14 protein-coding genes are annotated in these 15333 nt (G+C 61.0%); 11 read left to right on the top strand and 3 right to left on the bottom strand.

Annotated features, from left to right (window positions below; genetic code table 11):
• Positions 1–58 precede the first annotated feature (58 nt).
• On the top strand, positions 59–976 hold the full coding sequence (gene cysD / locus PSOLE_RS07870) for a sulfate adenylyltransferase subunit CysD (protein ID WP_074855447.1): 918 nt from the start codon (positions 59–61) through the stop codon (positions 974–976).
• 12 nt (positions 977–988) lie between these two features.
• Positions 989–2884 carry a sulfate adenylyltransferase subunit CysN gene (gene cysN / locus PSOLE_RS07875; RefSeq protein ID WP_074855449.1) on the top strand — a complete coding sequence of 632 codons (1896 nt, stop codon included), beginning with the start codon at positions 989–991 and terminating at the stop codon, positions 2882–2884.
• Positions 2885–3776: 892 nt separating this feature from the next.
• Here the strand turns inward: cysN and PSOLE_RS07880 are convergent.
• Positions 3777–4208, bottom strand: a complete 432-nt coding sequence (locus tag PSOLE_RS07880) for a YhcB family protein (protein ID WP_074855452.1) — start codon at positions 4206–4208, stop codon at positions 3777–3779.
• Positions 4209–4329: 121 nt separating this feature from the next.
• Between PSOLE_RS07880 and PSOLE_RS07885 the strand changes: the two genes are divergently transcribed.
• The 3 genes from PSOLE_RS07885 to zapE all read left to right on the top strand — a co-directional run bounded on the left by PSOLE_RS07885 (position 4330) and on the right by zapE (position 7721).
• Positions 4330–4959 carry an alpha/beta hydrolase gene (locus tag PSOLE_RS07885; RefSeq protein ID WP_074855454.1) on the top strand — a complete coding sequence of 210 codons (630 nt, stop codon included), beginning with the start codon at positions 4330–4332 and terminating at the stop codon, positions 4957–4959.
• A 119-nt stretch (positions 4960–5078) separates the two neighbouring features.
• Positions 5079–6425 carry a tryptophan--tRNA ligase gene (locus PSOLE_RS07890; protein ID WP_003459285.1) on the top strand — a complete coding sequence of 449 codons (1347 nt, stop codon included), beginning with the start codon at positions 5079–5081 and terminating at the stop codon, positions 6423–6425.
• Between the two features lie 201 nt (positions 6426–6626).
• A complete protein-coding gene (zapE, locus tag PSOLE_RS07895) occupies positions 6627–7721 on the top strand; it encodes a cell division protein ZapE (protein WP_003459286.1) in 1095 nt (364 codons plus the stop codon).
• A gap of 78 nt (positions 7722–7799) precedes the next feature.
• On the opposite strand, the gene PSOLE_RS07900 is transcribed toward zapE, so the two are convergent.
• Positions 7800–8807 (bottom strand): GlxA family transcriptional regulator, encoded by a 1008-nt coding sequence (locus PSOLE_RS07900; RefSeq protein WP_003459287.1) that lies wholly within the window; start codon positions 8805–8807, stop codon positions 7800–7802.
• 142 nt (positions 8808–8949) lie between these two features.
• Here PSOLE_RS07900 and PSOLE_RS07905 point away from each other — a divergent pair, with 142 nt between their 5' ends.
• Positions 8950–10089, top strand: a complete 1140-nt coding sequence (locus PSOLE_RS07905; RefSeq protein WP_074855457.1) for an acyl-CoA dehydrogenase family protein — start codon at positions 8950–8952, stop codon at positions 10087–10089.
• A 247-nt stretch (positions 10090–10336) separates the two neighbouring features.
• On the opposite strand, the gene PSOLE_RS07910 is transcribed toward PSOLE_RS07905, so the two are convergent.
• Complete coding sequence (locus PSOLE_RS07910) at positions 10337–11374, bottom strand: NADP(H)-dependent aldo-keto reductase (protein WP_074855462.1); 1038 nt, start codon at positions 11372–11374, stop codon at positions 10337–10339.
• A gap of 247 nt (positions 11375–11621) precedes the next feature.
• On the opposite strand from PSOLE_RS07910, the gene rplM reads away from it, so the two are divergent.
• The 5 genes from rplM (at position 11622) to PSOLE_RS07935 (ending at position 15295) form a co-directional block, all read left to right on the top strand.
• On the top strand, positions 11622–12050 hold the full coding sequence (gene rplM, locus PSOLE_RS07915) for a 50S ribosomal protein L13 (protein ID WP_017678951.1): 429 nt from the start codon (positions 11622–11624) through the stop codon (positions 12048–12050).
• 14 nt (positions 12051–12064) lie between these two features.
• Positions 12065–12457, top strand: coding sequence for a 30S ribosomal protein S9 (gene rpsI / locus PSOLE_RS07920; RefSeq protein WP_003459292.1), 393 nt, complete (start codon positions 12065–12067; stop codon positions 12455–12457).
• A 254-nt stretch (positions 12458–12711) separates the two neighbouring features.
• The gene (gene petA / locus PSOLE_RS07925) at positions 12712–13305 is read left to right on the top strand and encodes a ubiquinol-cytochrome c reductase iron-sulfur subunit (protein WP_074855467.1); all 594 of its coding nucleotides are present in this window, start codon (positions 12712–12714) and stop codon (positions 13303–13305) included.
• On the top strand, positions 13305–14516 hold the full coding sequence (locus PSOLE_RS07930) for a cytochrome b (protein ID WP_074855470.1): 1212 nt from the start codon (positions 13305–13307) through the stop codon (positions 14514–14516). Before petA ends, PSOLE_RS07930 begins: the two co-directional genes overlap by 1 nt.
• The gene (locus PSOLE_RS07935) at positions 14516–15295 is read left to right on the top strand and encodes a cytochrome c1 (RefSeq protein ID WP_074855472.1); all 780 of its coding nucleotides are present in this window, start codon (positions 14516–14518) and stop codon (positions 15293–15295) included. Before PSOLE_RS07930 ends, PSOLE_RS07935 begins: the two co-directional genes overlap by 1 nt.
• Positions 15296–15333: the final 38 nt, after the last annotated feature.

Raw genomic sequence — 15333 nt, forward strand, 5'->3', positions numbered from 1 at the left:
GTAGAGTGCGCGCTCGTCCACGGCCCGCCGGCCCCATAACAGCAAACCGTGAGTAGCCATGCTCGACAAATTGACCCATCTGAAGCAGCTGGAGGCGGAAAGCATCCACATCATTCGTGAAGTGGCCGCCGAATTCGACAACCCGGTGATGCTCTATTCCATCGGCAAGGACTCCGCCGTGATGCTGCATCTGGCGCGCAAGGCCTTCTTCCCTGGCAAGCTGCCGTTCCCGGTGCTGCACGTCGATACCCGCTGGAAGTTCCAGGAGATGTATCGCTTCCGCGAGAAGATGGTCAGTGAGTATGGCCTGGAGTTGCTGACCCACATCAACCCCGACGGTGTGGCGCAGGACATGAACCCCTTCACCTACGGCAGTGCCAAGCACACCGACGTGATGAAGACCGAAGGCCTCAAGCAGGCGCTGGACAAGTACGGCTTCGACGCCGCCTTCGGTGGCGCGCGCCGCGACGAAGAGAAATCGCGCGCCAAGGAGCGCGTGTATTCCTTCCGCGACAGCAAGCACCGCTGGGACCCCAAGAACCAGCGTCCCGAGCTGTGGAACGTGTACAACGGCAAGGTGAAGAAGGGCGAGTCGATCCGCGTCTTCCCGCTGTCCAACTGGACCGAGCTGGACATCTGGCAGTACATCTACCTCGAGCAGATTCCAATCGTGCCGCTGTACTTCGCCGCCGAGCGCGAAGTCATCGAGAAGAACGGCACGCTGATCATGATCGACGACGAGCGCATCCTCGAGCACCTGTCCGATGAAGAGAAGGCGCGCATCACCAAGAAGATGGTGCGTTTCCGTACCCTTGGCTGCTACCCGTTGACCGGCGCGGTGGAGTCCACCGCGACCACGCTGCCGGAAATCATCCAGGAAATGCTCCTGACCAAGACCAGCGAACGGCAAGGGCGGGTCATCGATCACGACGCCGCCGGTTCGATGGAAGAGAAAAAACGCCAGGGCTACTTCTAAGGATTCCTCATCATGAGTCATCAGTCTGATTTGATCAGCGAGGATATCCTCGCCTATCTGGCCCAGCACGAACGCAAGGAGCTGCTGCGCTTTCTTACCTGCGGCAACGTCGATGACGGCAAGAGCACGCTGATCGGCCGCCTGCTGCACGACTCCAAGATGATCTACGAGGATCATCTGGAAGCCATCACCAAGGATTCGAAGAAGGTCGGCACTACCGGCGATGACATCGACCTGGCACTGCTGGTCGACGGCCTGCAGGCCGAGCGCGAGCAGGGCATCACCATCGATGTGGCATACCGCTACTTCTCCACCGCCAAGCGCAAGTTCATCATCGCCGACACCCCCGGCCATGAGCAGTACACGCGCAACATGGCCACCGGCGCTTCGACCTGCGACCTGGCGATCATCCTGATCGATGCCCGTTACGGCGTGCAGACCCAGACCAAGCGCCACAGCTTCATCGCCTCCCTGCTGGGCATCAAGCACATCGTTGTCGCCGTCAACAAGATGGACCTCAAGGACTTCGATCAGGGCGTGTTCGAGCAGATTAAGGCCGACTACCTGGCCTTCGCCGAGAAGATCGGCCTGCGCCCGACCACCCTCGAGTTCGTGCCGATGTCGGCGCTCAAGGGCGACAACGTGGTCAACAGATCCGAGCGCTCGCCCTGGTACACCGGCCAGTCGCTGATGGAGATTCTCGAGAGCGTTGAGGTCGCTGGCGACCGCAACTTCGATGACCTGCGCTTCCCGGTGCAGTACGTCAACCGCCCGAACCTGAACTTCCGCGGTTTCGCCGGCACCCTGGCCAGTGGCATCGTGCGCAAGGGCGATGAAGTCATGGCGCTGCCTTCGGGCAAGACCAGCAAGGTCAAGTCCATCGTCACCTTCGAGGGCGAGCTGGAGCACGCCGGCCCGGGCCAGGCTATTACCCTGACCCTGGAAGACGAGATCGACGTGTCGCGTGGCGACATGCTGGTGCATGCCGACAACCGTCCGCAGGTCACCGACAGCTTCGAGGCCATGCTGGTGTGGATGGGCGAAGAGCCGATGCTGCCGGGCAAGAAGTACGACATCAAACGCGCCACCAGCTATGTACCGGGGTCGATCCCGAGCATCGTCCATCGCGTCGACGTGAATACCCTGGAACAGGGTGCTGCCAGTGAGTTGAAACTCAACGAAATTGGCCGGGTCAAGGTCGCCCTGGATGCGCCGATTGCTCTGGATGGCTACGAGTACAACCGCACCACCGGCGCCTTTATCGTCATCGACCGCCTGACCAATGGCACCGTTGGCGCCGGTATGATCATCGCCGATCCGGTTAGCCATGGCGGCGGTCAGCATGGCCGTCTGGCGCACGTATCGACCGAGGAGCGTGCCTCGCGCTTCGGCCAGCAGCCGGCCACCGTGCTGTTCAGCGGCCTGTCCGGCGCCGGCAAGAGCACCCTGGCCTATGCGGTCGAGCGCAAGCTGTTTGACATGGGGCGTGCGGTTTACGTGCTCGATGGCCAGAATCTGCGCCACGACCTGAACAAGGGCCTGCCGCAGGATCGTGCCGGCCGCGCCGAGAACTGGCGTCGTGCCGCGCACGTCGCGCGTCAGTTCAACGAGGCCGGGCTGATCGCCCTGGCGGCCTTCGTCGCCCCGGATGCCGAAGGTCGCGAGCAGGCCAGGGCGCTGATCGGCAGCGAGCGTCTGGTAACCGTCTACGTTCAGGCTTCGCCGCAGATTTGCGCCGAGCGTGATCCGCAGGGGCTGTATGCCGCAGGGGGGGACAATATTCCCGGCGAAGGCTTCCCCTACGACGTGCCGCTGGATGCCGATCTGGTGATCGACACCCAGACGCAGTCGGTCGAGGAGGGCGTCAAGGCGGTTCTGGACCTGCTGCGCAGCCGCGGCGCGATCTGATGTTCTTGCGCTGAACGAGAAGCCCTGCAGTGATGCGGGGCTTTTTCATTCCTGGCCACGCGCGGAGCCGGCGATCTTTACCTAATAAAAAGGTTCTTCGCATTTTCGCGAGGAGGATACGCTTGACACCAGGCTGGCAAGTTTGTGTGCGTATCACTTACTGACTTAGCACTATCCATTTCCGCGTCGCCTGAACGTTTGGGTTGCGCCCCTTACGGGCGCCACACCTTTCTTGCTTGCCCAAGAAAGGTGTGCCAAAGAAGGGCACCCCGACATCCGGGTTTCGCTGCGCGAAACTTCCCTCGTTCCGGCGCCGCTCCGGAGGCCGGCTTACATGGGCCATCCTTGGCCCATTAAGCCTCTCGCCGCATCCATGCGGCTCGCTCCCCTACGCAACACCTCCACTCGGCCTCCTGAAGGGGACCAGGTCGCGAGCTTGCGTAATCTCCACGTAATTAACCTCAGCGGCGTCTGGCTTTTGCTCTTTCACCGCGATCTCACAGACGACACCCAAGTCCCCTTCAGGAGGCCGAGTGGAATCGCCGTGGAAGGGGTTGAGCGACATGGATGTCGCGAGAGCTGCGATGGGCCATGGATGGCCCTTCGCAGCGTGCCCCTGGAGTGGTGATGGAGCGAGGGAACCCCGGCGCAGCCGGGGCCGTATGTAGGGGTGTGTTTCTTTGCTTACTTTCTTTGCACAAGCAAAGAAAGTAAGTCGCCCGTAAGGGGCGAAACCTATCAGGCTAGGCGGCGTGTGAATGGAGAGTGCCAAGTCATCGAAAGCTCACACGTAATTGCCAGTCTGGTGTGTCAACCCGCACTTTCTCCAAACTATGCGAAGAACCATAAAAAAGCCCCGCAATCGCGGGGCTCGGTATTTCTGGCTGGCGGGTTACTTCTTCAGCCCGTAGCTCTCGTCCAGCATGCCGGGACCGTCACTCTTCGGCGCGTAGTCCTTGGGCATTTCGTAGTTCTTCGGCGGGGTCAGGCGCTCGCGCTTTTCGCCGGCTTCTGTGCTGTTCAGGGTGGCCAGCAGGCGCTGACGGCTCAGCTCATCCAGGGCCAGGCGGTTGGCACCGTCGGACAGGTGCTCCTGCACGTCCTGGTAGCTCTGGGTGAGTTTCTTCACCAGGCTGGCGGTGGTGTTGAAGTGGGTCACCACTTCGTTCTGGTAGGCCTCGAAGCGTGCCTGCATTTCATCCATCTGCCGCTGCGTACGGCCCGGTGCAGCATTAGGGGCCAGGCGGGCGAGCAGAAAGCCCACGGCGATGCCGACCACCAGGGTCAGGGCGGGTATCAACCAGGCTGTAACGGTCTGTTCCACGAGTCCTTCCTCTCAAAACGGCTTTGCTTTACGTTAGCGGCTCGAACCTGCGCTGTATACGTTTACCTCGCAGGCAGTTTGCTAGACGAGTCGACCCGTTGCGGGGTCACGGAGTTCAGTGTTGCTCAGTCGCGAAACCCCTCTTTTCATTCAAGGCCCGGTGGGTCAACTCGAAGCCCTTCTGCTGGAAGTGCCTGACCCCCGAGGCGTGGCGCTGCTTTGCCATCCCAATCCGGTGCAGGGCGGCACCATGCTCAACAAGGTGGTGAGCACCTTGCAGCGCACCGCGCGTGACTGTGGATATCACACATTGCGTTTCAATTATCGCGGCGTCGGTGCCAGCGCCGGCAGCCATGACATGGGCACCGGCGAGGTGGACGACGCCGAAGCCGTCGCCGCCTGGCTCAAGGAGGAATATCCGAACCTGCCCATCACGCTGCTGGGCTTTTCCTTCGGCGGCTTCGTCGCCGCGGCGCTGGGGGCGCGCCTGGAAGCGCAGGGACAGGTGCCGAGCAAGCTGTTTATGGTGGCCCCGGCGGTGCATCGCCTTACGGCCGATACGCCGCCGGCCAGCCAGTGTCCGCTGGTGATGATCCAGCCCGATACCGACGAAGTGGTCGAGCCGCAGGGCGTGTACGACTGGTCGGCCAATCTCGGGCGTGCCCACGAGCTGCTGAAAGTGGCAGAATGCGGTCACTTTTTTCACGGCAAGCTGACGGACCTGAAGGAACTTCTTCTGCCGCGTCTATAAAACCGTCATTCCCGCGCAGGCGGGAACCCAGAGGGCCGCAGCACCTAGGCTCCCGCCTTCGCGGGAGTGACGGCAAATGAAGGCCTGCCACGTCATTGCAGCAAGACAAGCGAATTACTATGACCACCCGTATTCTTACTGGTATCACCACCACCGGCACGCCGCACCTGGGCAACTACGCCGGCGCCATCCGTCCGGCCATCGCGGCTAGTCGCGATCCGCAGATGGACTCGTTCTACTTCCTTGCCGACTACCATGCGCTGATCAAGTGCGACGACCCGGCGCGCATTCAGCGCTCACGTCTGGAGATCGCCGCCACCTGGCTGGCGCTGGGCCTGGATACCGACAAGGCGACCTTCTACCGCCAGTCCGACATCCCCGAAATTCCCGAGCTGTGCTGGCTGCTCACCTGCGTCGCCGGCAAGGGCCTGCTCAACCGCGCCCACGCCTACAAGGCTTCGGTGGACAAGAACGTCGAACAGGGCGAAGACCCGGATGCCGGCGTGACCATGGGCCTGTTCAGCTACCCGGTGCTAATGGCGGCGGACATCCTGATGTTCAACGCGCAGAAGGTGCCGGTCGGTCGTGACCAGATCCAGCACGTGGAGATGGCGCGCGATATCGGCCAGCGCTTCAACCACCTGTTCGGCAAGGGCAAGGATCTGTTCGTCCTGCCCGAGGTGGTGATCGAGGAAGAGGTGGCTACGCTGCCAGGCCTCGACGGACGCAAGATGAGCAAGAGCTACGACAACACCATCCCGCTGTTCGGCACTGCCAAGCAGCTCAAGGAGGCCGTGGCGCGCATCGTCACCGACTCCAGGCTGCCGGGTGAGCCCAAGGATGCCGAGGGTTCGCACCTGTTCACCCTGTACCAGGCCTTCGCCAGCCACACGCAGCAGGCCGAGTTCCGTGCCGAGCTGGAAGGTGGCCTGGCCTGGGGCGAGGCGAAGAACCGTCTGTACCAGTTGCTCGAAGATACCCTGGGCGAGGCGCGCGAGCGCTACAACGCGCTGATCGCTCGGCCGGCCGATCTGGAAGACATTCTCCTCGCTGGTGCAGCCAAGGCACGCAAGATCGCCACGCCGTTCCTCGGCGAGTTGCGCGAGGCCGTGGGCCTGCGCTCGTTCCGTGCACAGGTGCAAGTCGCTACTGGCGAAAAGAAGAAAGCCGCCAAGAGCGCACGCTTCGTCAGCTTCCGCGATGAAGACGGCAGCTTCCGCTTCCGTCTGCTCGATGCCGATGGTGAGCAGCTGCTGCTGTCGAAATCCTTCGCCGATGGCAAGTCGGCCGGCATGATCAATAAACGCCTGCAATCCGGCGAGCCGCTGGATGTGCGCGTCGAAGGCCAGGTGTTCGCGGTATGGATCGATGGCGAGAGCGTAGCCAGCAGCCCCGAGTTCGCTGACGGTCAGGCGCTGGAAGATGCCATCGCCCGTCTGCGTGAGGCGCTGGCGCCGCAGGAATGAAGAGGCTTTTGCTCCCCTCTCCCGCTTGCGGGAGAGGGGCTGGGGGAGAGGGTTGTCCGGTGCACCGCGTCGTCGGCCTGCCCTCTCCCCGACCCTCTCCCATAAATGGGAGAGGGAGTGTGCCTAGCTTGCACCGATTGCCAATCAACGGGGGCGTCGCTAAAGTGACGCCCCCGTTTTTACTTGCCCGGCTAACGAATCATGACCCCCTTAGAGCGTTATCAGGCCGATCTCAAGCGGCCCGACTTCTTCCATGATGCGGCCCAGGAAAATGCCGTCCGCCATCTGCAGCGTCTGTACGACGATCTGATCGCGCGTGAGCAGGGCAAATCCGGGCTGATGGGCAAGCTGTTCGGCAAGAAGCCGCAGGGGCCGGTCAAGGGCCTGTATTTCTGGGGTGGTGTCGGGCGCGGCAAGACCTACCTGGTCGACACCTTCTTCGATGCGCTGCCGTTCGAGCAGAAGATGCGCACCCACTTCCACCGCTTCATGAAGCGCGTGCACGAGGAAATGAAGACCCTCAAGGGCGAGAAGAACCCGCTGACCATCATCGGCAAGCGCTTCGCCGACGAGGCGCGGGTGATCTGCTTTGATGAGTTTTTCGTCAGCGATATCACCGATGCCATGATTCTCGCCACGCTGATGGAAGAGCTGTTCAAGAACGGCGTTTCTCTGGTGGCTACTTCCAACATCGTGCCGGACGGCCTGTACAAGGACGGTCTGCAGCGCGCGCGCTTCCTGCCGGCTATCGCCTTGCTCAAGGAGCACACCGATATCGTCAACGTCGACAGCGGCGTCGACTACCGTCTTCGCGCGCTGGAGCAGGCTGAGTTGTTCCACTTCCCGCTCGGCCCGGCTGCCGAGGAGAGTCTGCTGACCAGCTTCCGCAGCCTGCTGCCCGACTGCACCCACATGGTGGAGAACGAGGCGCTGATGATCGAGAACCGCGCGATTCACGCCGTGCGGGTGTGCGAGGACGTGGCCTGGTTTGAGTTCCGTGAACTCTGCGATGGCCCGCGCAGCCAGAACGACTACATCGAGCTGGGCAAGATCTTCCATGCGGTGATCCTGGCCAATGTCGAGCAGATGAGTGTGGCCAAGGACGACATGGCGCGGCGCTTCATCAATCTGGTGGACGAGTTCTACGATCGTAACGTCAAGCTGATCATCTCCGCTGAGGTGGAGCTCAAGGATCTGTATACCGGCGGTCGTCTGAGCTTTGAGTTCCAGCGTACGCTAAGCCGTCTGCTGGAGATGCAATCACACGAGTTCCTCTCGCGCCCACACCGGCCTTGACGGTGCAGTGATACGCACAAGTTGACCTGCGAGGTCGCCTTGTGCGTTTCCGGGGGGAGTCAGCCCGGCGCGTTGCGCTCAGCCCTGGTAATCCTTCTGCTGGAACTGCCGGCGGTACTGGTTCGGCGACAGCTCGGTGTGCTGGCGGAACAGGCGGGCGAAGAAGCTGGCGTCGTCGTAACCGACTTCGTAGCTGATGGTCTTGATGCTCTTGCGCGTGGAGGAGAGCAGGCTCTTTGCCGTCTCGATGCGCAGGCGCTGCAGATAGTGCAGCGGTTTGTCGCCGGTCGCCCCCTGGAAACGGCGCATGAAATTGCGAATGCTCATGCCATGTTCGCGCGCCACGTCCTCGAAACGGAACTTGTCGGCATAGTGCTCCTCCAGCCAATGCTGGATCTGCAGCACGGTAACGTCCTGATGCAGTTTCTGGCCGCCGAAGCCGATGCGCCCCGGCGTATAGCTGCGCTGCACTTCGTAGAGAATGTCGCGTGCCACGCCCTGGGCTACGCCAGTGCCGCAATAACGCTCGATCAGATAGATATAGAGGTCGCAGGCCGAGGTGACGCCGCCTGCGCAGTACAGATTGTCGGCATCGGACAGGTGCTTGTCCTGATTGAGCAGTACCTTGGGGAAGCGCTCGGCAAACTCGCGGAAGAAGCGCCAGTAGGTGGTCGCTTCCTTGCCGTCGAGCAGGCCGGCTTCGGCCATCCAGAATACGCCGCTGGCCTCGCCGCAGATCGCCGTACCGCTGGCGTGCTGGCGCCTGAGCCAGTCCAGTACTTGTGGATAGCGGCGGCTGAGGGCATCGAAGTCGTCCCAGAAAGCCGGCAGGATGATTACGTCGCAGCTATCCAGCCCGCCGTCTACCGGCAGGCGTACATTGCTGAAGCTGTTGACTGGCTGGCCGTTGGGGCTGACCAGGTGGATCTCGAACGGCGGCTCAAGGTCCAGGCCCTGCTGTTTGGCATAGCGAATGCCGGCCATGTGGAAGAAGTCCTTGGCCTGCAGCAGGGTGGATGCGAACACGCCATCGGTGGCGAGAATGCTGACGCGGCGCAACGCCGTGCGCGGCTCAGGAATAACCATAAGTATTTATTCTTGTTCAAGGCTAAGTGGTCATGCAGCGGCTGGATCGTCTTATTTTTTGGCGCTTGTGTCCAGTGCGACCAAGCGTTTGCTTGGCTAAAGTCGGAGTCTGCTTTTTCGACCATCAGACACAGGTAGCGCCATGATTCCCAGGACCCTATTCAGCTCCGACCATGAACTGTTTCGCGACAGCGTGCGCAAGTTTCTCGAGCAGGAAGCTGTGCCTCATCACCATCAGTGGGAAAAGGACGGGCATATCGATCGCACGCTATGGAACAAGGCAGGCGAGGCGGGAATGTTGTGTTCGCATATCCCCGAAGAGTACGGCGGCATGGCGGCCGACTTTCTCTACAGCACCGTGGTGATCGAAGAGATCGGGCGCCTGGGGCTGACCGGCATCGGTTTCTCGCTGCATTCGGACATCGTCGCGCCCTACATCCTGCATTACGGCAGCGAGGCGCAGAAGCAGCACTACCTGCCCAAGCTGGTCAGCGGTGAAATGGTCGCGGCCATCGCCATGACCGAACCGGGCGCCGGCTCCGACCTGCAGGGCGTGAAAACCACCGCCGTGCTCGATGGCGACGAATACGTGATCAATGGCTCGAAGACCTTCATCACCAATGGTTGGCTGGCCGATCTGGTGATCGTGGTGGCCAAGACCGATCCCAAGGCGGGTGCCAAGGGCACCAGCTTGTTCCTGGTCGAGGCCAATACCCCCGGATTTTCCAAGGGCAAGCGCCTGGAAAAGGTCGGCATGAAGGCGCAGGACACCTCCGAGCTGTTTTTCCAGGACGTGCGCGTGCCCAAAGAAAATCTGCTGGGGCAGCCAGGGATGGGCTTCGCCTACCTGATGCAGGAGTTGCCGCAAGAGCGCCTGACCGTGGGCATCGGCGCTCTGGCTTCGGCGGAGGCCGCGCTGCAGTGGACGTTGGATTACACCCGTGAGCGCAAGGCTTTCAGCAAGGCCGTGGCGGACTTCCAGAACACCCGCTTCAAGCTCGCCGAGATGGCGACGGAGATTCAGGTCGGTCGGGTGTTCATCGACCGCTGCCTGGCGCTGCACCTGCAAGGCAAGCTGGATGTGCCGACGGCGGCGATGCTCAAGTACTGGAGCACCGATCTGCAGTGCAGGGTGCTCGACGAGTGCGTGCAGCTGCATGGCGGCTACGGCTACATGTGGGAATATCCGGTGGCGCGGGCCTGGGCCGATGCGCGGGTGCAACGCATCTACGCCGGCACCAACGAGATCATGAAGGAGATCATCGCTCGCTCCCTGGTCTGAGGGCGGCTGATGGCAAGAAAAAGCCCGGCATTGCCGTAATGCTGTTCACATAAGCAATGGTCGGACGCGATTAGTCCCCTCGCCCCTTTGGGGAGAGGGTTAGGGAGAGGGGAAAACTGGCAGTTTTGCGGTGTTTTCAGCCCTCTCCCCCAGCCCCTCTCCCATAAATGGGAGAGGGGAGCCAAGCGTGTGCAACCTTAAGTGAACAGCATTCCGGCATTGCCGGGCTTTCTCGTTGCGTGGCGGGTCAAGGGGCCGGGTTGGGCTGCCCCTTGTGGATCGCTTCGATACCCGCGAGCACTTCTTCGGAAAGCTTCAGCTCGGCGCTGGCCAGGTTGCTGTCCAGTTGCTCCAGGCTAGTGGCGCCGATGATGTTGCTGGTCACGAAAGGCTGCGCGGTGACGAAGGCCAGGGCCATCTGCGCGGGATCCAGGCCGTGTTCGCGGGCCAGGGCCACGTAGCGTGAACAGGCGGCTTCGGCTTGCGGATTGGTGTAGCGGGCGAAGCGGCTGAACAGGCTGATGCGCGCGCCGGCCGGGCGGGCACCACCTTCGTATTTGCCGCTGAGCATGCCGAAGGCCAGCGGTGAGTAGGCCAGCAGGCCACACTGCTCGCGAATCGCCACTTCCGCCAGGCCCACTTCGAAGCTGCGGTTGAGCAGGTTGTAAGGGTTCTGGATCGACACGGCGCGCGGCCAGCTACGGCTTTCGGCCAGCTGCAGGAATTTCATGGTGCCCCACGGGGTTTCGTTGGACAGGCCGATATGGCGGATCTTGCCGGCCTTGACCTGCTCGTCGAGCACTTCCAGGGTTTCTTCCAGCGGCGTGAACTCAACGTCCTGGTGCTTGTAGTCGAGCTGGCCAAAGAAGTTGGTCGGGCGTTCCGGCCAGTGCAGTTGGTACAGGTCGATCCAGTCGGTTTGCAGGCGTTTGAGGCTGGCATCCAGGGCGGCGACGATGTGCTGGCGATTGAATTTCAGCTGGCCGTCGCGGATGTGGCTGATGCCGTTGCCGGGGCCGGCGATCTTGCTGGCCAGAATCCAGTCGACGCGGTCGCCGCGCTGCTTGAAATAGCTGCCGATGATCTGCTCGGTCTGGCTGTAGGTTTCGGCGCGCGGCGGCACCGGGTACATCTCGGCGGTATCGATGAAGTTGATGCCGCTGGCCTTGGCTCGTTCGATCTGAGCATGGCCTTCGCTCTCGCTGTTCTGCTCGCCCCAGGTCATGGTGCCCAGGCACAGTGCGCTGACATTGAGATCGGTTAGGCCCAGCTTGCGGTATTCCATGGAGTACTCCCTTGGCAAAAGAGTCATACAAGCAGGTTGAATTTTTTTTCGCAATCAGGATAATCCGGCACCTCTTTCTGCGGTGGAAGTGATGCGCCGCCCGCCGAAGAATCTTGCCGTATTGTGGACGCGCTGACCCGAGCCCCCGATAGCGTCCGTATGCGGCTGCCTTTGACTTGTCAAAGTACGCACTATCCAGTAAGATCCGCCGTCTATTTTTGCTGGGCGGCCCCTGAGGCTATAAAGAATGAAAACTTTTACTGCTAAACCGGAAACAGTAAAACGCGACTGGTTCGTCGTTGATGCTGCTGGCAAGACCCTGGGTCGTCTGGCCACCGAAATCGCGAGCCGTCTGCGTGGCAAGCACAAGCCTGAGTACACCCCGCACGTTGATACCGGCGACTATATCGTCGTGATCAATGCCGAGCAGGTGCGTGTAACTGGTGCCAAAGCCAGCGACAAGAAGTACTACTCCCACTCCGGTTTCCCGGGCGGCATCAAAGAGATCAACTTCGAGAAGCTGATCGCTCGTGCTCCTGAGCGCGTGATCGAGACTGCGGTCAAAGGCATGCTGCCGAAGAACCCGCTGGGTCGCGACATGTACCGTAAGCTGAAGGTGTACAAGGGTGCAGTTCACCCGCACACTGCTCAGCAGCCCCAAGAACTGAAGATTTAACGGAATAGTTCATTATGTCGGCGACTCAAAACTACGGCACTGGCCGTCGCAAGACCGCAACCGCGCGCGTTTTCCTGCGCCCGGGTACTGGTAACATCTCGATCAACAATCGCACCCTGGATACCTTCTTCGGTCGCGAAACTGCTCGCATGGTCGTGCGTCAGCCGCTGGAGCTGACCGAGACCGTCGAGAAGTTCGACATCTTCGTCACCGTTGCTGGTGGTGGTGTCAGTGGTCAAGCTGGTGCCATCCGTCACGGCATCACTCGCGCTCTGATCGAGTACGACGAAACCCTGCGCAGCCCGCTGCGTAAAGCCGGTTACGTCACTCGCGACGCCCGTGAAGTCGAGCGTAAGAAAGTCGGTCTGCGTAAAGCGCGTAAGCGTCCGCAGTACTCGAAGCGTTAATCGCGACTACGCTTGCCAAAGCGCCCAGTTTCCTTACGGAGCTGGGCGTTTTTTATGGGCGTGGCAAAGTGCTGCGACAACGTGCCGCAGACGCGCAAGCTGCACGTGTCAAGGCTTTCGCCAGTCTCTTCGAGGGTAATTACCTTGTCAGAAAAGGGGCTTTTCTTTACCATTTGGCGAATTTTTTGCGCGGCCCGATTTTTACTTAGTAGAGGCCTGAACAACAGGCCACAAAGCTGATGGGAGACGACTGAATGAGCAATGACGGCGTGAATGCAGGCCGGCGTCGCTTCCTGGTTGCAGCCACCTCCGTGGTGGGTGCAGCAGGGGCGGTAGGTGCTGCGACTCCGTTCGTGGGGTCATGGTTCCCCAGTGCCAGGGCCAAGGCGGCCGGTGCACCGGTGAAGGTGAACGTCAGCAAGATCGAAGCAGGTCAGCAGATGGTTGCTGAGTGGCGCGGTCAGCCGGTGTTCATCGTGCGCCGTACTGAGGAAATTCTTGCCAATCTGGCCAAGATCGAAGGCAGTGTTGCCGATCCTGAGTCTGCTGCCTCGGTGCAGCCGGAGTACGTGGACAAGAAAACTCGCTCGATCAAGCCCGAGTTGCTGGTACTGGTAGGCCTGTGTACCCACCTGGGTTGTGCGCCGTCCTTCCGTCCGGAAGTGGCGCCTGCCGATCTGGGGCCGGACTGGGTAGGTGGCTACTTCTGCCCTTGCCACGGTTCGCGCTACGACATGGCAGGGCGTGTCTACAAGGCCCAGCCGGCGCCGCTGAACCTGCCAGTGCCGCCGCACACCTACGAGACGGATGATGTGATCATCATCGGTGTGGACCAGGAGAACGCCTGATGAGCAAATTCATGGAATGGGTGGATGCGCGCTTCCCCGCCACCAAGATGTGGGAAGACCATCTCTCCAAGTACTACGCCCCGAAGAACTTCAACTTCTTCTATTTCTTCGGCTCGCTGGCTCTGCTGGTGCTGGTCAACCAGATCGTTACCGGTATCTGGCTGACCATGAGCTTCGAACCTTCGGCTGAAGGCGCGTTCGCCTCCGTCGAATACATCATGCGTGACGTCGAGTACGGCTGGATCCTGCGCTACCTGCACTCCACCGGCGCCTCTGCGTTCTTCGTGGTGGTCTACCTGCACATGTTCCGCGGTCTGCTCTACGGCTCCTACCAGAAGCCGCGCGAGCTGGTGTGGATCTTCGGCATGCTGATCTACCTGGTGCTGATGGCCGAAGCCTTCATGGGCTACCTGCTGCCCTGGGGCCAGATGTCCTACTGGGGCGCCCAGGTGATCATCTCGCTGTTCGGTGCCATTCCGGTCATCGGCGACGACCTGACCCAGTGGATCCGTGGTGACTACCTGATCTCCGGTATCACCCTGAACCGCTTCTTCGCCCTGCACGTGATCGCACTGCCGATCGTTCTGCTTGGCCTGGTCGTACTGCACATCCTGGCGTTGCACGAAGTCGGTTCGAACAACCCGGACGGCGTCGATATCAAGAAGTACAAGGACGAAAACGGCGTACCGCTCGATGGCATCGCCTTCCACCCTTACTACACCGTGAAAGATATCGTCGGCGTAGTGGTGTTCCTGTTCGTGTTCTGCTTCGTGGTGTTCTTCTTCCCGGAAATGGGCGGTTACTTCCTCGAGAAGCCGAACTTCGAAGCGGCGAACCCGTTCAAGACCCCTGTGCACATCGCCCCGGTTTGGTACTTCACGCCGTTCTACGCGATTCTGCGTGCGGTGCCGGACAAGCTGCTCGGCGTCATCGCCATGGGCGCAGCCATCGCCGTTCTGTTCGTGCTGCCCTGGCTCGACCGTAGCCCGGTCAAATCCATGCGCTACAAGGGTTGGATGAGCAAGATCTGGCTGCTGGTGTTCTGCATCTCCTTCGTCATCCTCGGCGTGCTGGGCGTGCTGGCTCCGACTCCGGGTCGTACCCTGCTGTCGCAGGTGTGCACCTTCCTGTACTTCGCGTACTTCATCCTGATGCCGTTCTACACCAGGATGGAGAAGACCAAACCGGTTCCGGAAAGGGTGACTGGCTGATGAAAAAGCTCTTCGCTGCATTTGTTTTCGCTGCGCTGCCGGCTCTGGCCATGGGCGCTGCCAGTAACTATCCGCTGGACAAGGTGGACATCGATCTACGTGACCAGGCTGCTCTGCAGGACGGCGCGCGTACGTTCGCCAACTACTGCATGGGCTGCCATGCCGCCCAGTACCAGCGTTACGAGCGTGTTGCCGATGACCTCGGCATCCCGCACGAAATCATGCTCGACAATCTGGTGTTCAACGACGCCAAGATTGGCGATCACATGAAGATCGGCATGCGTCCTGACGACGCCAAGGCCTGGTTCGGTGCGGCTCCGCCCGATCTGACCCTGGTTGCTCGTGTGCGTGGTAACGACTGGCTGTATACCTATCTGCGTACCTTCTACGATGATCCTTCGCGTCCGCTGGGGGCCAACAACAAGGTCTTCCCCAACGTGGGTATGCCGAACGTGCTGGTCGCTCTGCAGGGTAAGCAGGTTATCGGCTGCAAGCAGGTCCAGGTGGTGGAGAACGGCAAGAAGCAGTTCGATCCGCTCACTGGCACGCCGATCACGCATGAAGCCTGTGATCAGCTGACCATCGAACCGAACACCGGCACGCTGAGCGAGGCCGAGTTCGACGAGAAGATCAAGAACCTGGTGACCTTCCTGGCCTACTCGGCCAACCCGGTCAAGCTGAAGTCCCAGCGCATCGGCACCTACGTGCTGCTGTACCTGGCGTTCTTCTTCGTGTTCGCCTACCTGCTCAAACGTGAGTACTGGAAGGACGTTCACTAAGTCGTCAACGCTGCTGCAACCTGCGCGCCCTGAGGGGC

It is taken from the genome of Pseudomonas oleovorans subsp. oleovorans (assembly GCF_002197815.1).
Lineage (GTDB): Bacteria > Pseudomonadota > Gammaproteobacteria > Pseudomonadales > Pseudomonadaceae > Aquipseudomonas > Aquipseudomonas oleovorans.